Annotated in this window: 22 protein-coding genes; 1 reads left to right on the forward strand and 21 read right to left on the reverse strand. The window is 34.3% G+C overall.

The window, feature by feature from the left end:
* Positions 1-160: 160 nt before the first annotated feature.
* From trxB to SO785_RS05290, 10 genes are all read right to left on the reverse strand, one after another.
* Positions 161-1,087 carry a thioredoxin-disulfide reductase gene (trxB, locus tag SO785_RS05245; RefSeq protein WP_011254223.1) on the reverse strand — a complete coding sequence of 309 codons (927 nt, stop codon included), beginning with the start codon at positions 1,085-1,087 and terminating at the stop codon, positions 161-163.
* A gap of 76 nt (positions 1,088-1,163) precedes the next feature.
* The gene (locus SO785_RS05250) at positions 1,164-2,183 is read right to left on the reverse strand and encodes an NAD(P)H-dependent glycerol-3-phosphate dehydrogenase (protein ID WP_003546563.1); all 1,020 of its coding nucleotides are present in this window, start codon (positions 2,181-2,183) and stop codon (positions 1,164-1,166) included.
* A gap of 39 nt (positions 2,184-2,222) precedes the next feature.
* On the reverse strand, positions 2,223-3,062 hold the full coding sequence (gene lgt / locus SO785_RS05255; protein WP_015613330.1) for a prolipoprotein diacylglyceryl transferase: 840 nt from the start codon (positions 3,060-3,062) through the stop codon (positions 2,223-2,225).
* Positions 3,055-4,023, reverse strand: coding sequence for an HPr(Ser) kinase/phosphatase (gene hprK / locus SO785_RS05260; protein WP_003546560.1), 969 nt, complete (start codon positions 4,021-4,023; stop codon positions 3,055-3,057). Before hprK ends, lgt begins: the two co-directional genes overlap by 8 nt.
* A gap of 15 nt (positions 4,024-4,038) precedes the next feature.
* Positions 4,039-4,314 (reverse strand): hypothetical protein, encoded by a 276-nt coding sequence (locus SO785_RS05265; RefSeq protein ID WP_003546557.1) that lies wholly within the window; start codon positions 4,312-4,314, stop codon positions 4,039-4,041.
* A 7-nt stretch (positions 4,315-4,321) separates the two neighbouring features.
* Positions 4,322-5,438, reverse strand: a protein-coding gene (gene prfB, locus SO785_RS05270; RefSeq protein WP_095522727.1) for a peptide chain release factor 2 whose coding sequence is annotated in 2 segments (ribosomal slippage) — positions 4,322-5,365 and positions 5,367-5,438 — 1,116 coding nt in all. Because the reading frame shifts where the segments join, the coding sequence is not laid out codon by codon here.
* Positions 5,439-5,496: 58 nt separating this feature from the next.
* Positions 5,497-7,896 carry a preprotein translocase subunit SecA gene (secA, locus tag SO785_RS05275; protein ID WP_021874053.1) on the reverse strand — a complete coding sequence of 800 codons (2,400 nt, stop codon included), beginning with the start codon at positions 7,894-7,896 and terminating at the stop codon, positions 5,497-5,499.
* Between the two features lie 138 nt (positions 7,897-8,034).
* A complete protein-coding gene (hpf, locus tag SO785_RS05280; RefSeq protein ID WP_011254221.1) occupies positions 8,035-8,577 on the reverse strand; it encodes a ribosome hibernation-promoting factor, HPF/YfiA family in 543 nt (180 codons plus the stop codon).
* A gap of 82 nt (positions 8,578-8,659) precedes the next feature.
* Positions 8,660-9,355 (reverse strand): ComF family protein, encoded by a 696-nt coding sequence (locus tag SO785_RS05285; protein WP_011254220.1) that lies wholly within the window; start codon positions 9,353-9,355, stop codon positions 8,660-8,662.
* Positions 9,352-10,635 carry a helicase-related protein gene (locus tag SO785_RS05290; RefSeq protein WP_003546538.1) on the reverse strand — a complete coding sequence of 428 codons (1,284 nt, stop codon included), beginning with the start codon at positions 10,633-10,635 and terminating at the stop codon, positions 9,352-9,354. Before SO785_RS05290 ends, SO785_RS05285 begins: the two co-directional genes overlap by 4 nt.
* A gap of 42 nt (positions 10,636-10,677) precedes the next feature.
* On the opposite strand from SO785_RS05290, the gene SO785_RS05295 reads away from it, so the two are divergent.
* Positions 10,678-11,340 (forward strand): YigZ family protein, encoded by a 663-nt coding sequence (locus SO785_RS05295; protein ID WP_003546537.1) that lies wholly within the window; start codon positions 10,678-10,680, stop codon positions 11,338-11,340.
* A 25-nt stretch (positions 11,341-11,365) separates the two neighbouring features.
* On the opposite strand, the gene SO785_RS05300 is transcribed toward SO785_RS05295, so the two are convergent.
* The 11 genes from SO785_RS05300 to SO785_RS05350 all read right to left on the reverse strand — a co-directional run bounded on the left by SO785_RS05300 (position 11,366) and on the right by SO785_RS05350 (position 24,015).
* Positions 11,366-12,535 (reverse strand): glycosyltransferase family 4 protein, encoded by a 1,170-nt coding sequence (locus SO785_RS05300; RefSeq protein WP_003546535.1) that lies wholly within the window; start codon positions 12,533-12,535, stop codon positions 11,366-11,368.
* Between the two features lie 100 nt (positions 12,536-12,635).
* Positions 12,636-14,267 carry a ribonuclease Y gene (gene rny, locus SO785_RS05305; protein ID WP_003546533.1) on the reverse strand — a complete coding sequence of 544 codons (1,632 nt, stop codon included), beginning with the start codon at positions 14,265-14,267 and terminating at the stop codon, positions 12,636-12,638.
* Between the two features lie 117 nt (positions 14,268-14,384).
* Complete coding sequence (recA, locus tag SO785_RS05310; protein ID WP_003546531.1) at positions 14,385-15,476, reverse strand: recombinase RecA; 1,092 nt, start codon at positions 15,474-15,476, stop codon at positions 14,385-14,387.
* Positions 15,477-15,652: 176 nt separating this feature from the next.
* Positions 15,653-16,213 carry a CDP-diacylglycerol--glycerol-3-phosphate 3-phosphatidyltransferase gene (gene pgsA, locus SO785_RS05315; protein WP_003546529.1) on the reverse strand — a complete coding sequence of 187 codons (561 nt, stop codon included), beginning with the start codon at positions 16,211-16,213 and terminating at the stop codon, positions 15,653-15,655.
* A gap of 22 nt (positions 16,214-16,235) precedes the next feature.
* Positions 16,236-17,360: a helix-turn-helix domain-containing protein gene (locus SO785_RS05320; protein WP_003546527.1), complete on the reverse strand. Its 1,125-nt coding sequence runs from the start codon at positions 17,358-17,360 to the stop codon at positions 16,236-16,238.
* Positions 17,361-17,427: 67 nt separating this feature from the next.
* Positions 17,428-18,156, reverse strand: coding sequence for an elongation factor P 5-aminopentanone reductase (ymfI, locus tag SO785_RS05325; protein WP_003546523.1), 729 nt, complete (start codon positions 18,154-18,156; stop codon positions 17,428-17,430).
* Positions 18,157-18,160: 4 nt separating this feature from the next.
* On the reverse strand, positions 18,161-19,414 hold the full coding sequence (locus tag SO785_RS05330) for a M16 family metallopeptidase (protein WP_003546521.1): 1,254 nt from the start codon (positions 19,412-19,414) through the stop codon (positions 18,161-18,163).
* On the reverse strand, positions 19,411-20,625 hold the full coding sequence (locus SO785_RS05335) for a M16 family metallopeptidase (RefSeq protein WP_011254218.1): 1,215 nt from the start codon (positions 20,623-20,625) through the stop codon (positions 19,411-19,413). The genes SO785_RS05330 and SO785_RS05335 overlap by 4 nt, the downstream gene beginning before the upstream one ends.
* Positions 20,612-23,047, reverse strand: a complete 2,436-nt coding sequence (locus SO785_RS05340; RefSeq protein WP_003546517.1) for an FtsK/SpoIIIE family DNA translocase — start codon at positions 23,045-23,047, stop codon at positions 20,612-20,614. The genes SO785_RS05335 and SO785_RS05340 overlap by 14 nt, the downstream gene beginning before the upstream one ends.
* 22 nt (positions 23,048-23,069) lie before the next feature.
* Positions 23,070-23,459 (reverse strand): DUF1149 family protein, encoded by a 390-nt coding sequence (locus tag SO785_RS05345; protein ID WP_003546515.1) that lies wholly within the window; start codon positions 23,457-23,459, stop codon positions 23,070-23,072.
* 1 nt (position 23,460) lies between these two features.
* Positions 23,461-24,015 (reverse strand): tRNA (cytidine(34)-2'-O)-methyltransferase, encoded by a 555-nt coding sequence (locus tag SO785_RS05350; protein ID WP_003546513.1) that lies wholly within the window; start codon positions 24,013-24,015, stop codon positions 23,461-23,463.
* Positions 24,016-24,029: the final 14 nt, after the last annotated feature.

The raw sequence follows: 24,029 nt of genomic DNA on the forward strand, positions 1-24,029 counted from the left end.
CAAAATTACAGTTTACAAAAAGCGGAAAGCGCTTACTTTGATTATAAATAAGATTCTCCTTTACTTTTAATTATATATCACTTATCTATGTATAGTAAAAAAATAAGACCATATTTATTAATAAAATATGGTCTTATTTTTAAAATTTTTAATTTTTATATCAGTTTTTTAAATCTTGAAAATAATTATATGCAGCCTGCCCCGCTACACTACCTTCACCAACCGCATTAGCAATTTGACGCAAATCTTTATCACGAACATCACCTAAAGCAAAAATACCTGATACTTTTGTTTCCATGTGCTCATTAGTTGGAATCCAACCTTGTTCATTTAAAATACCTAGTTTTTTAAATGGTTCAGTTTGTGGTAACACACCCACATAAATAAATACACCTGCAGCAGAAACTTCTTTAGTTTCTCCATTTTCTTTATCTAGATACTTAACACCGGTTACACGATTACCATCACCTAGAATTTCTTCTGTTTGAGCATTCCAAATGAACTTCATTTTTTCATTTGCAAATGCACGTTTTTGCAAAGTAGGCTGAGCACGTAATTGATCACGACGGTGAATAACAGTTACGCTCTTGGCCATTTGAGAAAGATAAATTCCTTCTTCGATAGCGGAATCACCGCCACCCACTACAACCACATCTTCATCCTTAAAAAATGCAGCATCACAAACAGCACAATAAGAAACTCCTCTACCTGAGTATTCCTCTTCACCTGGAACATTCAAGTGTCTATGATCTGCACCAGTAGCGATAATTAAGACTGGAGCGCGATATTCTTCATCGTCAGTCTTAATAACTTTTTCGTCTCCATCTAATTCAACTGATTGTACATTACCGTATTTATAATCAGGTTCAAACTTCATTAAAGTATCATACATCTTTTGACTAAGTTCTGGTCCTTTAACTTCAGTAAAGCCTGGATAATTATCAATTGCATCAGTATTGTTCATTTGACCACCGTATGGTCCACGATCAAGCACCAATACATTTAAATTAGCACGGGTAGCATATAAAGCCGCTGTCATACCACCTGGTCCAGCGCCAATTACAATTACGTCATATTTATCGGCCATATTCGCCGCTCCTTTCACTTACTTTTTATAAGTAAACGATACTATAAATTTTGTTTATTTCAAACTATTCAGCCTATTAAAGACGAATTTCTGGTTTTGGTGCTCTGCCCATCATCTTTTTAATTTCAGTTTCTACATCGGTACCTTCATAAAGAACACGATAAATTGCTTCACTTATTGGCATATCGATATTCTTTTCTTCGCAAAGCTCGTGTACTGCCTTAACAGTAGTTGCGCCTTCGACCACTTGTCCCATGTTCTTTAAAACATAGTCCAAACTCTTGCCTTCACCAATTTGTTTACCCGCACGCCAATTACGTGAGTTAACGGAAGTACAAGTTACAATTAAATCACCTATACCCGATAAACCACTAAAGGTCATTGGCTTAGCACCAAAGTAATTAACACCTAAACGAGTAATTTCAGCCAATCCTCTAGTCATTAATGCAGCTTTAGCATCATCACCATATCCTTGCCCAACTAAAATACCAGCAGCAATCGCAATAACGTTTTTAACTGCACCACCTACTTCTACACCTACTAAATCATCATTAGTATAGAAACGAACATAATCGTTTGAAAATAGTTTTTGAACTTTCTTGGCATTTTCTTCATTAGTTGAAGCACATGCAATTGCAGTTAAATCTTTTTGAGCAACATTTTCTGCATGGCTTGGACCAGAAATAGCCACAATTTTATCTTCATCATTAGGATAAATTTCATCAGTTAAAATTTCTGAAATAAGTTTTTTAGTACCTGGTTCAATACCTTTTGTTGCAGTAACCAAAAGTGGTTTAGCACCGCTTTTATCTAAGATTTCACGAACATTTTTTGCAACAATTCTAACAGCTTTGGTTGGTAAAACAAACAAAACCACTTCTGCACCATCAAGTGCATCTTCTAAATCACCAGTTGCTCTAGTATTTTCGTTTAATTTCCAATCTTTCATATAATGACTATTGGTATGAGTAGCATTAATTTCATCATTAACGCTTTCAATGTTACCGTAAAGAACCACATCATTACCATTATCAGCTAACATTGATCCTAATACTGAGCCCCATGAACCATTACCTAAAACTGCGATTTTTGTCATTTTAATATCTCAAACTTTCTAAACTAAAATTTTTACTATTTAATCTCTTGTGTACGGATATTTTAATCCGCTCCCCTGCAAATACCATTTAGGTTTAACAACTTTACGCCGATAAATCCATAGAATAATTGTAGCAATAAAGAGAACCAAACTTAATGCTTGTGATACACGTATTATACCAAAAATGTATAAACTATCAGTACGCATTCCCTCAACAAAGAATCTTACTACACTATACCAAAGAAGATACGACATGAAAACTTCGCCTTGCTTAAATACATGTTTACGATGGCGTAAGGACAAAATTATTATTAAGCCAATTAAATTAAAAAAAGATTCATATAAAAATGTAGGTTGGTAATATGTTCCACCTATCTTCATTTGCTGAATAACAAATTCAGGCAGATGTAAGCTTTGTAAAAAGTGAAGCGTTGTTGGACCACCATGAGCTTCTTGATTTACAAAATTTCCCCAACGCCCCAAAATTTGTGCGGCCATTACACCGGGAGTAATAATATCTAACATTAAAAATGGTGGTAGATCTCTTTTATGACAAAAGATTAGCAGGACAATCAATCCGGCTATTAAGCCACCATAAATTGCGATCCCACCATTCCAAATAGCAATTATCTGATTGGGATGTTTAGAATAGTAGCCCCACTCAAAAATCACATAATAAATACGAGCACCAACATACCCCAATGGAACAGCCCATAAAAGAAGATCGACAAAATCATCACTAATAATTTGCCTTTTTTTACCTTCACTAATTGCCATCCATGTGGCTAATACAATAGCTACGGCCATGATTATGCCGTACCATTTCACACTTAAACTTCCTAATTGAAAGGCAACAGGATTAATTACCAGTTTAGTCATCATGTTGCACCTTATCTGTATCTTCTTTTGAGTGTTCTGAAATTAAGTTAGTTAAATTATTATCAAACATTTGAGTAGCATCATATCCCATTTTTTTAGCTCTAAAGTTCATAGCAGCTACTTCAATAATAATTTCAATATTTCGACCAACTTTAACTGGAATATTAACCTGTGGAATTTCAACATTACATATTTCGCGAGTATTTTCTTGAAAACCTAGACGATCATAATTTGCTTTAGGATCCCAGTTAACCAAATTTATTACTAATTGAATTTCGGTTCTGCTTTTAACTGCACCTGCGCCAAACAAATTCATGACATCGATAATTCCAATTCCTCTAATTTCCATTAAGTGTCTTAGAATTTTGGGTGCTTCACCTACAACTGTATTATGATCTTTTTGAAAAACATCGACACGATCATCAGCAATAAGTCTATGACCTCTTTGAACTAAACCAAGTGCTGTTTCAGATTTACCTACACCAGAAGCACCAGTTAACAGTACACCCATACCTTTAATTTCAACCAAAACACCGTGAATACTATTTCTCTTTGCTAATCGTGCTCGCAAATATTCAGTTAGAATACTAGAAATATAAGTAGTAGATTCACTAGTACGTAGAATAGGAATATTTGCTTTTTCTGCTGCTTCGGATAATTCTTCAGGTACTGGTAGCGAACGTGAAATTAAAAAACATGGGGTAGCTTTAGTAGCCATCTTAGTAAATACATGAGTTCTAATCTCATGATCAAGTCTAGCTGCATACGAAATTTCAGTTCTTCCTAACAACTGAATACGTTGTGCAGGATAAAAATCAAAATATCCTGTTAATTCTAGCCCCGGACGATAAATATCTGAAACATAGATTTTTTTAGCATTAACATATTCTTGTCCTTGATAAACTTCAAGAATACTCTTATTATCCTTAATTAATTTACTTAATTTTACTTCATCAGCCATAACTGTGCCCCCTAACTATTTATCGATATCTTTAGTAGTTACATCACGAGCTTTTTTTCTAGTACGTGCATTATTAGTAGAATCACTCGAACTAAACTTATTATAATTATTTCCATCGCTTGGCATATTGTTATTATTCTTCTTTCTCTCAAACCAATAGATCAGCCATATAATTATGACTGCAATTACAGCTACTGGTAATAAGAGAATTAAAGCTTTAAAAAATACAAATAACAAGCTTAAGAGAACTAATGCTGTTAAAACCAGCATAACTATACTTAAAAAACTCATTCTTCACCTATTCTGGATTTTCCTGACTAAGCAACCATTGCAAATACGAATAAATAAATGGTTGAAGTTTCCCATCCATTACACCAGTTGTATCAGCTGTTTCGTATCCAGTTCTAAGGTCTTTAACTAAATTGTACGGATGAAATACATATGATCTAATTTGTGAACCCCAACCAATTTCTTTTTGATCACCTTTCAAAGCCTGCTTTTGCTTGCGCTTTTTTTCTTCTTCTAAATGAAATAGCTTAGCCCGCAACTCATTCATTGCAGTCTCACGGTTTTGAATCTGTGAGCGTTGAGCCTGTGATGTAGTGACTATTCCAGTCGGTAAGTGCGTAATTCTTACAGCACTTGATGTTTTATTAATGTGTTGTCCACCTGCACCACTTGACCGATATACATCGATTCTTAAATCCTTAGGATCGATATCAATTTTGATACTATCATCAATCTCCGGAATTACTTCAACTGATGCAAAAGAAGTATGCCGTCTCTTGGCAGAGTCAAATGGTGAAATTCTAACCAAGCGATGAACACCATTTTCCGACTTTAGCATTCCATAAGCATTATGGCCGACTACTCTAGCAGTAACACTTTTTACTCCTGCTTCTTCTCCTGGTTCATAATCATTTATTTCAAATTTAAAACCTGCTGTATCACAATAGCGCTGATACATTCTAAGGAGCATTTGTCCCCAGTCCATTGCTTCAGTACCACCTGCACCAGGATGTATTTCAAATAATGCGTTATGACTATCATATTTGCCAGACAAAAGTAAATCTAATTCATAATTATGAAAAGCTTCCTGTAAAGCTATTAAATCTGTTTCAACTTCTGTTTGTAAATCTGAATCTGGCTCTTCACGCAGCAAATCGAGTGCAGTTAACTCATTTTCATAATCTTCGCTTAATTTTAAGAATGAGTCTCTTTTTTCCTTTAAAACATTGTTTTCACTAATTAGTTTTTGAGCTTTTTCTTGATTATCCCAAAAATCTGGCTGAGCCATTTTAGCTTCATTTATTTCAATACTTTCATTAATACCATCTAAGTCAAAGAGACCCCCTAAAGTGGTCTAAACGTTTCTTCAACTCATCTAATACATTTTGAATTTCACTAATTTCCATCAATTTTCTCCTTATTTATCACAAAAAAAGGGAAGTTGCTAACTCCCCTTTTTCTTTATTAACGACTAAGATTTTGTCTAATTTCAACCTTCATGAACAAACGAGTTACATCAAATTCAATATTTGAAATCATTTCTTCAAACATTCTATAACCAGAATCTTGATATTCGACAAGTGGATTAAGTTGTCCATACCCACGAAGTCCGATTGATTGACGTAATTGATCCATTGCATCAATATGATCAGTCCAGCGGTCATCAACAACACGCAAAATAACAACTTTTTCAAACTCAAGCATTTGACTTGGATCGCCTAAAGCTTTCTCTTTGTCTTCAAAGTTCTTTTCAACGATGTCATATAATTTCTTCTTCAAATCTTCAACACTAATTGTCTTAAAGTCAATTGAATCAGTGACTTGTTCTGAAGCTAGACTTGAAGAAATGAAATCCCGTAATGAATCTAAACGCCATTGACTTCTATCGCCTTGAGTAAACATATCCACTTGACTATTAATAGTACGGTGAATCATTGGAATCAAAACGTTCTTCAATGACTTATCTGCTTCGATCACTTGCATTCTTTCACCATAGATAATTTCACGTTGGATACGCATAACATCATCATATTGCAAAGTTTGCTTACGAGTATCGTAGTTATTACCTTCAACACGCTTTTGAGCAGATTCAACTTGACGGGTAATCAAACGACTTTCAATTACCTTTTCATCATCATTATCTGAAAGACGATCTAAGAAGTCTTTTACGCGGTCTCCACCGAAACGCTTCATCAAGTCATCTTCAAGTGATAGGTAAAATCTAGTGTAACCTGGATCTCCCTGACGACCAGAACGACCACGAAGCTGGTTATCAATACGACGTGATTCATGACGTTCAGTACCAATAACTGCTAAACCACCAAGTTCTTTAACTCCAGGCCCTAGTTTAATATCAGTACCACGTCCAGCCATATTAGTCGCAATAGTTACTGCTCCACGCTGACCTGCATTCATAATAATTTGTGCTTCTTTAGCGTGATTCTTAGCATTTAACACAGCGTGTGGAATATTTGCTTCATCAAGCAAATGACTAAGTCGTTCTGAACTTTCGATAGCAACAGTACCAACCAAAACAGGTTGTCCCTTTGCATGACGCTTCTTAATTTCTTCAATTACAGCATGGAATTTTGAATCTAAAGTTGGATACAAAATATCTGGCATATCTTTTCTAGCAATTGGACGATTGGTTGGAATCGTAATTACTTGCATGTTGTAAATTTCACGGAATTCTTCTTCTTCAGTTTTACCGGTACCAGTCATACCTGATAATTTCTTGTACATTCTAAAGAAGTTCTGATACGTAATAGTAGCTTGCGTTCTAGATTCTTCTTGAATCTTGACGCCTTCCTTAGCTTCAATAGCCTGGTGTAAACCATCTGAATAACGACGACCTTCCATTACACGACCAGTAAAGGAATCAACGATTAAAACTTCACCATCTTGAACGACATAATCAATATCTTTCAACATAATATAATTTGCACGAAGTGCTTGATCAATATGGTGAACCAATTTTTGGTTTTCAACATCGTATAAGTTCTTTAAGCCGAAGTGTTCACAAGCCTTTTCAATACCAGTTCTGGTAAGTGAAATAGTCTTAGTTGGCCAGTCAATCTTGTAATCGCCGTGATCTTCATCATCATCTGCATCGTCATCGCTCTTATCTTCAGTCAAAGTCTTAACAAAACGATCAGCACGAATATAATCACTATTTGCTTGTTCAGCTTCACCAGAAATAATCAAAGGAGTTCTAGCTTCATCAATTAAGATGGAGTCAACTTCATCGATAATAGCATAGTTCAATGGACGTTGAACCATTTGCTCTTTATAGACAACCATGTTGTCACGTAAATAGTCAAAACCCAGTTCTGAGTTAGTTGAATAAGTAACGTCACAGTTATATGCTTCACGCTTTTCATCTGGTGACATTGAGTTAATGTTCAAACCAACAGTTAAGCCGAGCCATCTATAAAGCTGTCCCATTTCTTCTTCGTCACGACTAGAAAGGTATTCATTAACAGTAACAACGTGCACACCCTTGCCTTCCAAGGCGTTTAAATAAACGGGCATTGTTGCGGTTAAAGTCTTACCTTCACCAGTCATCATTTCAGCGATATTACCAAAGTGTAATGCAATACCACCCAAAATTTGAACGTGGAATGGGTAAAGCCCTAATACACGCTTTGCACCTTCACGAGCAACTGCAAATGCTTCTGGCAAAAGATCATCTAAGCTTTCACCATTTTTAATGCGCTCACGAAATTCTGGTGTCTTAGCTTGCAATTGTTCATCTGACAATTTACTCATTTCATCAGCGTGTTCTTCTACTTTAGTTGCATATTTTTCAAATTTTTTAAGTTCTCTTTTATCAGTGTTATATAGTTTCTTTAAAATATTTGCCATTAAATCGGTCCTTATATATCGTAAAGTCTAAAAATACAGATTAATTTTAACATGATTATTTGCAAAATAAAAATATTCCAAATAAAAACCCCGACGTACAAACGCGGGGCTTTCTACATTAATGAGCTTTTAACAAAATTATTCGTTAGTTTCAATCAAACCGTAACGACCATCGTTTCTGCGGTAAACAACGCTAGTGCCATTAGTTTCTGCATCTTCAAATACAAAGAAATCATGTTCCAACATATCCATTTGCAAAATTGCTTCCTCAGGATCCATTGGCTTTAAGCTTACGCGTTTATTACGAACAATATCAAATTCGCTAGGTTTCTTTTCTTCCTCAGGTTGTTCTACAAAGAAGTCTTGTAAACCTTTTTCACGACTCTTTCTATTTACACGAGTCTTGTACTTTCTAATTTGACGTTCAAGTTTTTCTGAAACGAAGTCAATGCTACGATACATATCATCCGTGGTTTCTTCGGCTCTCAAAACTAAGTATGGTAAAGGAATAGTAACTTCAACCTTAGCAGAATGGTCACGGTAAACTCTCAAGTTTACGTGAGCAATCACATCTTGGTTCAATTCAAAATACTTTTCCAATTTGTTTAATCGCTTTTCAACATAACTTCTTAAAGCATCAGTTACTTCAATATTTTCTCCACGAACATTGTATTTTAACATATAAGATTCTCCTTTCACCGCTAAGCGGTTCTTTATCTTGTACATTTATTATACCAAAAAATGTAAGCGGTTCATAACAAATCTACCGACAAATTGAAAAACTTTCAATTTGTAACTCTGGAAAATCTTGTCTTAAACAGTCTCGCGCATGATACAGCGTTCGTCCAGTAGTATAAATATCATCCAAAATTAATACTTTACCTGTTTGTATATTTTCTCTTTTTTTTATATTTTTATCAATTAAAAAGCTCTGCGGTGTTTTTAGCCTCTCTTCCCTATTCTTTTTCCCTTGTGCATGACTGCCTTCTTTTTTAATTAAAATGGGTGTAAGCGGCAAAATATCGCCATATATAGCAAATATAGTATCAAACTGTCGTTTCTTAATATGTTCAGGGGAAGTAGGTATTGGGACATAATAATCATATTTGGTTTTATGTAGATATTCGTAACATAATTCTTGCAATACTTCCCGCAAAGCATAATCACCTCGCCGCTTATAATCTACCATTAAATCATGAAAAGTTGAATTATAGTGATACAAAGCATAATTATGTAGAAGATTATTTGAATATTTTTTTTGCCAGTTTTTGCAATCCACGCAAATAACCCCTTGTTTTAGTACTTTAGAACAAAAAGCACATTTATTGCCTATTAAGTGTTCAAATTGCTTTAAACAATATGAACATAATTTTCTTTCTCTATATTTTTTCAATCTAAAGATCTGCGTAAATAATACTGGCGGCGTAAAAAATTGATTACATAATAAACATTGCTTCATTTATTCATTTCCTTAATTTGTTTAATACTACTTCGAATATCCTTAGTATATTTGTGATAGCAATACAAAACTAAGCCCGATTGATCATTTTTATCTCGTCCAACTCTTCCTGCAATTTGTACTAAACTAGCCGCCGTATATATAGGATCATCCGCAGCAATAATAATTACCCAAACATTTTTAAAAGTTACACCACGTTCTAAAATTGTTGTAGTTAGTAATAAATCTAATTTACGATCCCGAAATTTTTGTACTTTTTCTAATCGATTAGGATCCTGCGCATGAACGCCATCAATTCTTATCTTTTCATCCTTCAATTTTTCTTTCAATATTTGTAAATAAATGGGAATTTGTTCAATTCTAGGAACAAAAAGTAATAAAGGATACTCTTTTTTCAATACCTTCTTGATTTCTAGCAAGAGTTTAGGATGAAGTTTATTACGGGTTAAAAATGGTTTTATAAATAGTTTTTCTTTTGGAACTGGTAATAATCCACCATGAAAACGTCGATTTAATTTTAAAATTTTTAGGCTCTTATTCTTTACCTCTTGAAGCAAATCTTCAGTTGGAGTAGCTGTTAAATACATTCGTACTCCAGTTATCTTTACTGCCATTTTGGCTGCAAAATGCAATTGGTTATTACCAACATAAGGAAAAGAGTCTACCTCATCAATTACTAATAGATCAAAAGCATGATAAAACTTCATTAATTGATGAGTAGTACAAATGGTTAATTGTTCTAGCCCTGGCTCTTTATATTCACGACCATGGTATTTACCAATTTCAATTTCAGCAAAAGCTGATTGAAAACGTGGAAAAAGTTCATTTACCACATCAATTCTAGGAGTAGCTATACATGCTCTTTTCCCTTCTTTCATACATTCTGCAATTAAGTCAAACAACATCTCTGTTTTTCCCGCTCCAGTAACAGCATGAACTAAACTATTTTTCTTTTGCTGAAAATTTATCACTAAATTATCAGATATTTTTTGTTGCAACGGTGTTAATTTCCCTTGCCATGTTTTTCCACCATTTTCTTTTGGAGTAAAAATATGATTGTCATCCAATCGAGCTAAAAAATCTCCCTCAGCAATCCGACCTAGTCCAATACAACTTCGACAATAAAATTTTCCGCTTGGCAATTTATATTGAACTTTAGTACCGCATCTATTACATATCCCATTTTTTATTGCTGAAATTTTGCTGCATCCCTCAAATATGCTAGAATCCTCTTGATTAACAATCCATTGACGACCTGATAATAGAGTTATATTTTCCATATTTCACCCCTATTATCTATTACGTAAAAAGAGGCGATTTTTTTGTCAGAAAAAGAAAATTTTTTAACAATTAAAGAAAATGGTAGTAATGAATTAATTATCAAAAAGAGTAGATTCATCGCTAGTATTGCTAGAACCAGTTCTACTGAAGAAGCAAATGAATTTATTCAACAAATTTCTAAAAAATATCGTGATGCTACTCATAATACTTTTGCTTACACAATCGGAATAAATGACGATCAGGTAAAAGAAAGTGATAATGGTGAGCCATCTGGTACTGCCGGTGTTCCTGAACTCAAAGCATTACAATTAATGAATTTAAAAAATGTCACTGTCGTTGTCACAAGATATTTCGGCGGCATTAAACTAGGAGCTGGAGGATTAATCCGTGCTTATTCCAACAGTGTTACAAGCGTAGTCGAAAAAGTTGGTGTCATTAAACGAGTTTTACAACAAGAATTAATTTTTAATGTTCCTTACAATCGTTTTGATGAAGTAGATCATTATTTAAAAACAAATAACGTATTTATTGCTAATACAGAATATGGTGTAGATGTTACAATTCATATTTTTCTAGATAATGATAATCAAGCCCCAGTCAAAAATGACTTAACCAATTTATTATCAGGACAAATTACTTTTAAAAAGGGTGTAAAACGATATAACGAAATCCCCGTAGAAAATAATAATTATCATGAACAATAAAAGCGCTTGGCTAGGCCAAACGCTTTTACTTTTTATAATTTTTTCTATCCTTTTCTGCTTTCAATTGATCTGGCTTTTCATCACCTAAATGCCAAACCTCGACTGTTGGATCAATTTTACTCTTTTGATTAATAACTTTTTGAATGATATGCATTAAAGGATGATATTTCTCACCTAAAAGACCAATCGATTCCACGAAATATTCAAGTGCAACCAGTAAACCAAGAATCAAAAGCCAAGTTCCCCAAGCTGGTGATAGTAAAAATAAAAGTGAAATGAATGAAAAAACTAATGAGAGTGCATAGATTGTTAAAACTGTTTGTCTATGAGTTAGTCCCATTCGCATTAATTGGTGATGTAAGTGATGTTTATCAGCTTCTGAAATCGGTTTTTTGTTCAATTTCCTACGAATCATTGCATAAACTGTATCAGTTATTGGCACCCCTAAAATAATTATTGGCACTAACAATGAAATGAAAGTTACGTTTTTCAGTCCTTTTAAAGACAAAACCGCAATCATAAACCCAATATAAAGTGCACCTGTGTCACCCAAGAAAATCTTGGCAGGATGGAAATTATATGGCAAAAAACCTAATAAACATGCTGCTAACATAAAACAGGCAATTGGCACATACAATTGATGCGTATGTAAAAAGAAATATCCCACGATCCCCATAGTCGTTAAAGATATCATAGATACACCATCAGCTAAACCATCTAGGCCATCAATTAAATTAACTGCATTAGTCAAAGCTAATATCCAAAAAATAGTAATTGGAAAACTCCACCAACCTAAGTTAATCTCATTGGTAATAAATGGTAATTTTAATACATTCATTCTAATTCCTGCTAAGAAGTAAATAATTAATGAAGCAATAAAAATACCAAACATTTTTTGCCTAGGTTTCAGTTCAAGAATATCATCAATTAATCCCGTTAATACAACGACACTTGATGCTAATAATATCGAAAAAATTTCATGAGTAGGAAATTGTTCTCTCAGTAATACAAATGCACCGATGTTAAACGTAACAAAAATACCTAATCCCCCAATAGTTGGCATTGGTTTCTTATTAACACGACGAGCATTAGGATTATCAACCGCTCCTAACACAAAGGCTAAACGCCTAATAAATGGCGTAATTGCAGCTGAAATAATTACTAATAAGAATAATTCAACAATAATTTTAAACATATTCGGCTACTTTCCTTATATACTTGTTCTAATTATACAAGTAGAGCGGTATTTGCACAAATAACAAAAAGAGTATGAGCAAAAACTCATACTCTTTTTGTTATTTAGCAATTGCTACCACTCGTTTTTCACGGATAACGGTAATCTTAATATTACCCGGATAATCAAGCTCTTTTTCAACTTGATTACGAATGTCACGTGCTAAAATTACTGTTCGATCATCTGAAATTTCATCAGGTTCAACCATAACTCTAACTTCACGACCAGCTTGAATTGCATATGCTTGCTTAACTCCCTGGTAGCTTTTAGCGATCTTTTCAAGATCTGTTAAACGTCTGATATAATTTTCCAAACTTTCACTTCTTGCACCAGGTCGAGCTGAAGAAATCGTATCTGCTGCAACTACAAGTTCAGCAATAAATGATAATTTAGGCACGTCACCATGGTGTGCAGCAATTGCATTAACCACAACATCTGGTTCATGATATTTACGCGTCAACTCTACACCTATTTCTACGTGAGAGCCTTCAATATCATGATCGATTGCTTTTCCTATATCGTGTAATAATCCCGCGCGAACCGCTAATTTTTCATCTAAGCCCAGTTCGGCAGCCATAGTACCAGCTAATTTACCAACTTCAATTGAATGAGACAATACATTTTGACCATAAGAAGTACGATATTTTAAGCGGCCAAGTGTTTTAACAAGCTCTGGATTCATTCTATGAATTCCAAGTTCCATCAGAGCACTTTCACCTGCTTCATAAATATCGTCATTAACTTCTTTTCTAGCCTTATCAACCATCTCTTCAATACGAGCTGGATGAATTCGACCATCTTTGATCAAGCGTTCCATCGCTCTTTTAGCAATTTCACGTCTAATTGGGTCAAAACCACTTAAAGTTACAACTTTCGGCGTATCATCAATAATTAAATCTATACCAGTTAAAGCTTCAAAAGAACGAATATTACGGCCTTCGCGTCCAATAATTCGACCTTTCATTTCTTCATTTGGTAAATCAACAACAGATACTGTTGTTTCAGCAACCGTATCTGCAGCGCTGCTTTGAATAGCATCAATAATAACTTGATTAGCATAACGATCTGCTTTAGCCATAACCTCTTCGTTACTATTTCTAATCATTTCAGCGCGTTCTTTAACTAATTCATCAGATAATTGATCTAGCACAATCTTCTTAGCTTGATCTTTATCTAATTTTGCTACGTCATAAAGTTTCTGTCGTCTAATCCCAACTAATTCGTCAGCTTCATCCAATTTTGCCTTTAAACTAGCATTTTGCTGCTTTAATTGGTCTTCTTTTTCTGTAAGCCCAGCTTCTCTTTCATCTAACAAAGAATTCTTATGATCTAAGGTATCTTCACGTTGTTGTAAACGATTTTCTTGACGAGCCAAATTGTCCTTTTTAGAATTTAGCTCATCTTCAGTTTTTTGCCTATAATCTCGAATTTGTTCTTGTGCTTCAAGAATTTTTTCTTTCTTAGTATTTTCTGCACTTTGTTTAACAGCAATTGCTGCTTGCTTTTGTGCATTGACTTCTGCTTCCGCTGCCGCTACTTGAGCTTTAGCATCAGCCAAGATATGGTCAGCATCATTTTGAGCATTCTGAGCTTTTTGCTCCCAAGAATGCTTACGAATAGCATAACCAGTAACTGTGCCCACTAAAAGTGAAACAATAGCAGTCGCGACGGGAATCATAATTATTGTATTCATGATTACTATCGCCTTTTTTTAGAATTATTCACACAACTTTTATGATAAAGAACCTGGGTGTTCATGTCAATCCAGATAAAAAACCTTGGAACATAATTCCAAGGTTAAATTTATTTCTTATTTTGTCTTTTCAGAATTATCAGTCTTATTTTCTTCTGAAGTTTCTTCACGTTTTTCCTTTATTTTTTCAGGATTTTCACGATCAGCAATGGATTTTTCATCAATACCATATGCTTGACGTACTTGCTCTTGAACTTTTTGATAAATATCTGGATGTTCCTCAAGATACTTCTTAGCATTTTCACGGCCTTGACCAATTCGATCGCTCTTATATGAATACCATGATCCAGCTTTATCGATAATATCCTTATCCGCAGCCATGTCAAGTAATTCGCCACTTTGAGAAATACCTTTACCATACATGATATCTACTTCTGCGACCTTAAATGGTGGAGCAACCTTGTTTTTTACCACTTTAATTTTTACTCGGTTACCTAAAACATCGCCTGATTGCTTAATTTGTTCAGCTCTTCTTACTTCAAGACGAACAGTTGAATAGAACTTAAGTGCTCGACCACCCGGTGTTGTTTCCGGATTACCAAACATAACACCGACTTTTTCACGAATCTGATTAATAAAAATCGCAATTGTCTTAGTCTTAGAAATGGTACCGGAAAGCTTACGTAAAGCTTGACTCATAAGTCTAGCCTGAAGACCTACATGAGCATCACCCATTTCTCCTTCAATTTCAGCACGTGGTACTAACGCAGCAACTGAGTCAACTACCACAATATCAATAGCACCACTAGAAATTAAAGTATCAGCAATTTGCAAACCTTCTTCACCGGTATTAGGTTGAGACAAGATAAGTGAATCAATATCTACTCCAAGTGCCTCGGCATAAGCTGGATCCATCGCATTTTCTGCATCAATATACGCAGCGGTGCCTCCACGCTTTTGTACTTCAGCAACAGCATGAAGTGCTACAGTAGTCTTACCAGATGATTCGGGACCATAAACTTCGATAATTCGGCCGCGAGGGTATCCACCAACGCCAATAGCAGCATCTAAAGCAAGAGAACCTGTGGGAACTGTAGAAATTTGTGTGTCTGCTTTTTCACCCATGCGCATGACAGCACCTTTACCGAAATTCTTTTCGATTTTTTTGAGCGCTGCATCTAAAGCAGCCTTTTTTTCATCTTTGGCCATGACATCCTCCTAAATTTTGTACTTATGTAATTATACTTTGACCAATATCTAATTTGCAAGCAAAATACAAACTAATGTTCAAACATTCTGTTGTCTATTATTAATTACGCAAAAAAGATCAATTTTTTCTTAGAAAGTAAAAAAGAGGCATTTTCATGCCTCTTTTAGAGTTATTGCTACATAGAACCTTTGAATACGCCCCATGATTTGTGGAAATAATCATAACCAGAGTAAATAGTAAAGATCAATGCAAGGTAAAGTAAAATTGTACCAATGTACCAGAAGTTACCAATTAATAAGAAAATAATGGAAAGCATTTGGCAAGTTGTCTTAATTTTACCAGGCATTTTAGCAGCCAATACTTGACCTTTATTTTCTGCCAAAATCAAACGTAAACCAGTAACAGCCAATTCACGACAAACAATAATAGCTACTACCCATGCTGGAGCAAGCTTTAATTCAACTAAGAAAATAAATGCAGTCATGGTTAACATCTTATCTGCCAAAGGATCAGCAAATTTACCAAAATTTGTTACCAAGTTACGTGATCGAGCAATATGACCATCAAACCAGTCAGTTGCTGAAGCAACTGCAAATACGATAGCAGCAATTACCCAGCTCCAAACAACTGTAAAATTACCCACCGTAGTGTGTGCATTCCCACCAAAAATAATAATTAACATAAATACTGGAATCAAAAAGATTCTAAAAACAGTAAGTTTATTAGGTAAATTCATTCTTCCTACATTCTCCTAAATATTAGTTACCTTCGTTTCCGTTGGCATTATTTTCATTTCCACCATTGCCTGTATCACCAGTATTATTTTGAGTATTTGCTGATGATTGGGTAGTGGTTGAAGATTGTTGAGCTTGACTACTTTGTTCATGAGATTGGCTACTTTGAGCAGTTGATGATTGAGTTTGACTACTTTGAGTAGTTGATCTGCTAGTAGTTGTGCTATTTCTAGTGGTACTACTTTGAGTAGTTGTGTTGCCATTACCAGTACTGTTATTAGTAGTTGAACCTGAATTGTTAGAATCATGGTTATTAGTTGATCTCTTAGCACTACCAATTAACAAAGTAATAGTACGGTACCCATTATTTGCTGAATATGGAATCTTCTTACCAGCAATAGTAATTGAGGTACCATCATCATTCCCCAATGTTACCACAACACGTTCAGCATCTGATGGAAGTGTCATAGTGTGCTTTTGTCTAGCAATTAAAGTCGATTGCCAAGTTGGAGTGCCATTAGTTGTTACACTAGCTGAAATATTTTGTGTATCACCGGCTTTAACAACTAAACGACGATTTTTCTTAAGACCAGTAACACGATATTCGTTATCACTAATTTTCTTAACCTTAACTTGACTTACAGCAACTTTCTTTGCTGGCTTTTTAGATGAAGATGAGGAAGTCTTTTGGGACGATACAGTTACACTATTGTTATCTGCTTCATTCCGTTGTTGTCCGCCAGAAGAAAGACGAGCATACAAAACATAAACTACCAAAATTACAATAATGACTCCAAGGCCAACTGCAATTCTTGGTAAATAATTTTTCCATAAATTCTTTTTATTATCAGTTGTTTCGCGTACTTCTTCACTCTTATTATCAATTGAATTTTCCACATATTCATCTGGTTTAGATTCAGGCACATCTTCGTGATATTCACTTAATAGTTCCTTACCATCTAATCCAACAACTTGAGCATATTGACGAATAAATGCTCTGACGTAAAAGTCACCTGGGAGCTTGTCAAATTCGTTCTTTTCAATTGCAGTCAGATATCTACTTTGAATTTTTGTTGCCTTTTCAATATCCTCAATCGAAAGTCCCTTTGCCTCTCTCGCGCTCTTTAATTTATCTCCGATATCTGCCATAATTACCTCTTCAAAATTAATTTTAACAAATTGAGTATACCATAAATTTCTTCATGAATCGCTTTAGTTATAAAAGCCAGCCACCAGTAACATAAATTGTCTGACCGGTTAAATAACTACTGCGCTTATTTAAAAGTGATCTAACCCAATATGAAATGTCCTGTCCTTGCGCCCAGCGGTTAGCAGGAATTTCATTTTGCACTTCTTGAATTGTATCTTCAGAAAAAATAGCATTCATCCTAGTTTTAACAGCGCCTGGTGCAATAACATTAACTGTTAAATCATTTGACGCGACCTCTCGCGCATACGCCTGTGCAAAACGTGTCAAGCCACCTTTAGTAGCGCTATAAACCGCTTCTAACGCACTACCACTTCCACCATAAACGGATCCTAAATAAACAATTCGGCTAAAATCCTGTTTCATTAATTTAGGCTCTAATAATTTGGTTAGTTTAATTGGTACAGTTAAATTAACTTTAATTAACTTAGTAATCTCAGCCAATTTTTCATCACCTAAAAAACTATAATCTGTAATTCCTTGCGCAAAAACTGCTGCATTAACTGGTAATAATGTTTTAACAAAATTTACCAAAACATCATCATCAGAATCAAAGTTTAATTGAATAGTCATAAAATCTTGCGCCGGATGATCAATCCGTAATTGTTCTACTAAATGCTGTGCTTCTTGCATTTTAGTATTGTAATGCAAATAAAGTGACCAGCCATCTTCAGCTAAATCTTGACAAATTGCCTTTCCTATACCACCGGTTGCACCAAATACAATCGCTCGCTTCATTCAATTATCCCTCCCTGTTAGGATCTAAATAAGCGGAACAAATTGCACTATCTTTCATAATTAATTGACAAGTTTGATAGAATTCTTCAAAACCCATTGCTTGTAATTTCTTTAAATTTAAATCTAAGTCTTCATGATCTAAATTTTCTTCTACCATTTCAATAGCATATGATGAAAGATTATTAATTGTTCTGACAGTGCGTGCATGCCATTCTCTTTTTTGCAATTCAAAATTTTCTTCGATAAAGCGATATTGTTCAGAATTTTTAACTAATGGCTTAGTTAAAACATGCTTTATTTCATTAATTACTTCCTGTCCTTGCGGACTAGTACCAAAAATGGTTGCAAAATCACCCTGTCTAGTGTAATTAACCGAAATTTGAAGTGGATTAGTTAATAACTTATTTTTTCGCATCCTTTCAAACCATGGGCCCATTACACTTAGTTTTGATTCTAACATTATTTCTAACAGAATTTGAGTCAAATCAAAGCTTGATAATACTTTCTTAAAATTTTTAAAACGAATACCCAATCCAAAAACATTAGAACCACTTTTAGTAGGAATAACTTGATCCTTTAAATTTCCAATTGGCATTTCAATTTTAGTTGGAGTCGCTTTTCTATTTTGAAAGTACTTTTCTTGCAGCTTACCAACTGTACGTAAAATTGTTTGGACTTGATTATCTGAAAAATCACCGCATGCTACAAACTGCATTTTACTTGGTATATAGTTATTCTTATATGCCTTAGTTAAGTTTTGAACAGTAATCTCATTAATCGATTTTTCTGTTCCCACAACTTCAGTACCTAAATTTGAATGATCAAACATTGCAGTCATAATCGCATTATTTATACTCCAAATCGGATCATTTTTATACATAGCCAATTCTTGTTGAATAATTGGGGCTTCTTGAGCAATATTTTGCTTAGTAAAGTATGGTTTTCCAACTAATTCAAACAACAAATCGAGCATTTTAGGCGTATGGTCAATACCACTGCAATAAAACATAGTTTCATTAAATGATGTAAATGCATTAACATCCGCACCAATTTCTTCAAACTTATGTGAAATATCGCCATCTTTTTTAGCAAATAATTTATGTTCTAAAAAATGGGCTGACCCAGCTATTTTTTGTGCATCACTACTACCAAAGTCGATAATAATACCAAAAAAACGCTGATAAAAATGCGGTTTTAAGATAACTTCTGCTTTAAAGCCAGATTTATATTCTCTTTTTATAATTTTAGGTGTAATCATTTTAAAATATAACTTTCATTAAAGAATAAATTTTGAACAAAATTAATTAATTGATGTGGCGTTGCTTTTTTTATAGCAGCTTCTCTATCAAAATCTAAATAATCTGGTAATAATTCGGCACGCAAGGCCTGTCCTAATTGCCAATTTTGATTGTCTAACCCAATCCTAGTGTTTCGATATACAGCCTTTTTGGATTTTCTAAATAGCTCTTCATCTATATTACCATCCATTAATTTTTGCATTTCATTAAGAATAATTCTTTTGGCTGGTTCTACTTTTTGAGGATCAATTCCAGCATTAATTAAAAAGAGAGAATTATTAGCAAAGTCACTTGCTTGAACATCATAAGCCGCACCTAACTCTTCTCTAATCTGACTAAATAATTTTGAAGACTGATCACCAGCTAAATATTGTTCTAAAAGCAAACCAACAACTTGTTCTTGATAACTAATTCTCTGTTTAAAACCAAATCCCATCAATAATTGAGCTTGAATATTGTCTTGCTCATCAACTTTTTCAATTAATTTTCTTTTAGCTGGAATAACTAAATCACTAACTTGGAATTTTTTAATAATTCCAGCCCCTTTAAAAATATTTCTGAGTATTTTAGTCATTAATTGATTGTCTCGTCCCATGCCAATTACCGCCATTGGTATATCACGCAAATTTTCAATAAAATCACGCATCTCAACAATCGTAGTATTTTTTATTTCATCAATTGGCCCCATAAAGTTTTCAGCATATTCTGGTTGATCTTCATACCATAATTTAAAAAAGCGATCGAGAGCATAATTTGAAGGTTGAACCATAATTTCACGATATTCATCTTCAAGTTGTCTTTTAGCATAATCGAATAAATTATTATCATATGCTGGAAATCTGATAATTTGGCTAATAGTTTGGATTATTTCTTCATAAGTATAATCTGGATCCAATACTTCAATCGGTTCAACAAAATTAGCATAATACATCAAAATAATTTGGTTGCCAAAAAGTTGCGGCATAATATCAAGCTGCAAATCATATAATTGGGCTAACTTTCTTTGTTGAGCAGCAATTGTTGGATATGACAAACTAGTATTCATTTGCAATCGCGAAAGTAAACTAGCAAAAGCTAAATTATGATTAGTTAACGGTAAACGCAAAAAACAGCCTATTCCGGCTGTTGTAAATTTTTTATTTTTTCTAATTGTTATATTAGTTGTTAGCATCGTTTGAATTACCTTCATTCTTTATAGGTGGCAGCAATACTTGTCTAGGTTTAGATCCTTCTGACGGACCTACGATTCCTTTAGCTTCCATTTCATCAACTATTCTAGCTGCACGATTATAGCCTATTCTAAACCTTCTTTGCAGCATTGAAACACTCGCTGTCTGTTGACGACGAACTAGATCTACTGCTTGACTATAAAATTCGTCTTCTGGTTCATCATTATTACTAGATCCAGTTATGGAATTTTCACCCTTTTTGGGAATCATGCTCTCGTCATAATCGACTTCTTGTTGCTTTTTAACCCAATCAATCACACGCTCAACTTCATCACTTGCAATATAAGCCCCTTGAACACGCTCGGGCTTTGAAGCACCAATTGGCATATAGAGCATATCACCTCGACCCAGTAGCTTTTCAGCTCCAGTTTGGTCCAAAATAGTTCTCGAATCTACTCCACTTGAAACAGCAAATGAAATTCTTGATGGAACATTTGCTTTGATTAAACCAGTAATAACATCAACACTAGGACGTTGCGTTGCCAAAATCATGTGAATACCGGCTGCACGTGCCATTTGTCCTAAACGAACAATTGCCCCTTCAACGTCATGACCACCTACCATCATTAAGTCACTAAGCTCATCAACTACAACTAAAATATATGGCAGTGGTGTCATTACAGGCTTAGTCTTATCCTCATTGTTTTCAGCTACCTTTTGATTATATTCAGTCATGTTTCTAACACCGCCGGCTGCAAATAATTTGTACCTACGTTCCATTTCTTTAACTACCTTGCGTAATGCATTAGCAGCTAATTTAGCGTCCGTTACAACTGGAATCAATAAATGAGGTACACCATTATAAACCGAAAGTTCCACCATTTTAGGATCAATTAATACTAGTTTAACTTCTTCTGGTCGATCTTTCATTAAAATGCTAGCTAAAATTGTATTAATTGCGACAGATTTACCAGAACCGGTTGAACCAGCAATTAACAAGTGCGGCATTTTAGCCAAATTAGCGGAAATAGTGCTTCCTGTTACATCTTTACCTAAAGGAACAACCATTGGTTTTTCCTTATCTTTTTTATCTTGATGTTCCATTACATCTTTAAAAGAAACTACTGACGTAGCGCGGTTTGGCACTTCGATTCCAATAAAAGGCTTACCTGGAATTGGAGCTTCAATTCTAATATCTTTTGCTGCCAATGCCAATGCTAAATCATCTGCTAAGTTAACAATTCGACTAACTTTCACACCAACTGCTGGTTGAACTTCATATCTAGTAATTGTCGGCCCTAAAATTGCCTTTTTAATAATAACTTTTACGCCGAAGCTTTTAAAAGTTGATTGTAAAATCTGTGTATTTTTCTTAATTAAATCACGATCTGCACTTTGATCTGTTGACTTAATCGGATCAAGTAAACTTAATGGAGGTAATTTATAAGTCTTATTTATAGGCCTTTGATCTTTTACTTCACCATGGTCAACTTGGTCTAATTCTTGTTTTAATTTTTGATCTTCATCAACAAAGGAACGAGATTTAGGTAAATCTTTTTCTTCACTAGATTCACTATGCTGTGGTGCAACTTGGATCTGTGGCTCAGAAACAAGAGTTGAGTCAACTTCAACATCTTCATCAGTTGTTACAGGAATATCTTCTTCCGGTTCATTATCAGGATCAAAATCAGCTACATCTGGGAAAATAGTCTTAGTATTATCTAACTCATCTGCACTATTTTGTTTTGCAATATGGGTTTGAATCTTTTGCTTAGCTACATCACTATATTTATCTTTTAATCTAGTGCCTGCCTCTTTATTTTTTTGAATAAATAATTGACCGACTGACTGAAATTTTTCAATAATCGTTCTAAATTTCACATCAAAGAACATTAATATACCAATTGGCATTAATAATACAGCAAAAACTTTTACCCCAATCTGACCTAATAATGGATAAAATATTTGGTATCCTAAAGAACCAAATAAACCGCCACCAACACTCTCTGTTACACCAGCACGACCGAATTCGGCAGACATGGCATGCCAAAACGAATTTAAGAAATTACTGTTGACCAACTCATGTTCAAAATAAATACCGCTTTGAAGCAATAAAATACCCAAAAAAGCAAGATACAAACCTATGCTACGTTTTACTGGCAATTTAATTGGCTGATTATAAATCAAATTAACCAAACCAAACAATGCTAATATCCCGCTGGCAAATAAATATGAATCCCCGAAAAATATTCGAATTAAATTAGCAATCTGTTTGCCTAAAATTCCAAATCTAACAAAGGCAAAAACAGCCAGCAAAATAAGAACTAAACCCCAGATACTCCAATTTAAAGCTTGTTTTTTGCTTGCTTTACTTTTTTTATTATATTTTCTTTTTGTCTTTCTCTTTTTCCTTTTTACAGGCATGTACTCACCCTAAGTTTAGTGATTAAAATTCTGCTTTAAAGTTCAAGTTAACCGGTTTATCAAATGTAACTTGAGTTACTTCATAAGTTAAAGTTTCAATATATTCAACGAGTGGACGACTCAATAATTGCCAATCGGCATTGCTAATATCTGTGCCATCTCCATGATAATTCTTAATTTGAACGATTTGATGAATTGCTCCACTAACTTCAAATTCAGCTGGTGCAGGGATCACATCAAAAAAGACAGCAACATCATAGTAGCTACCTTCTTCTTCTGAATGTTCATCATCGCCACTTACATCTAACTTTCTAATACCTGGGTTAACTTCACTTTTAGCTGCTACGCCTTCATCAACTAAATCATAGTGAAATGATTGCACTGTAACCGGTGTTTGCTTTTCAAAATCCATATTATTCTCCTAAATTACGCTCATATCTTGCTGGACGGTTATAATCGTCTTTTAATTTATCATTTTCATAATGGTGGGTTTCTTCCATGTTAGGAAAGCCTTGTTGACGCAATGCCTCTAATAAAACCATGGCAACAGAGTTAGATAAGTTATAGCAACGAATATTATCAGACATAGGAATTCTTAAATTACGATCATAATATTCGCGCATAAATGTCTCTGGTAAACCTGTTGTTTCTTTTCCAAACACAAAGTAATAATTCTTCTTAGAATCAGTATAATCAACATCCACATAATTCTTAGAAGAAAACTTTGAAATTAAATACATTTCATCATCTGGACCTAAAGACTTTAGAAATGCATTTAAATCATCATGACGATGAACTTTTACTTTATCCCAATAATCTAATCCTGCTCTCTTCATTTTCTTATTATCAATTTGAAAGCCTAAGGGTTCAATTAAGTCTAAAACTGTGTTTGTACCCGCACAAGTACGTGCAATATTTCCAGTGTTAGCAGGCATTAATGGCTCATATAAAACTACATGATTCGTCATCTATAAAAACTCCT

The organism is Lactobacillus acidophilus, assembly GCF_034298135.1.
Classification (GTDB): domain Bacteria; phylum Bacillota; class Bacilli; order Lactobacillales; family Lactobacillaceae; genus Lactobacillus; species Lactobacillus acidophilus.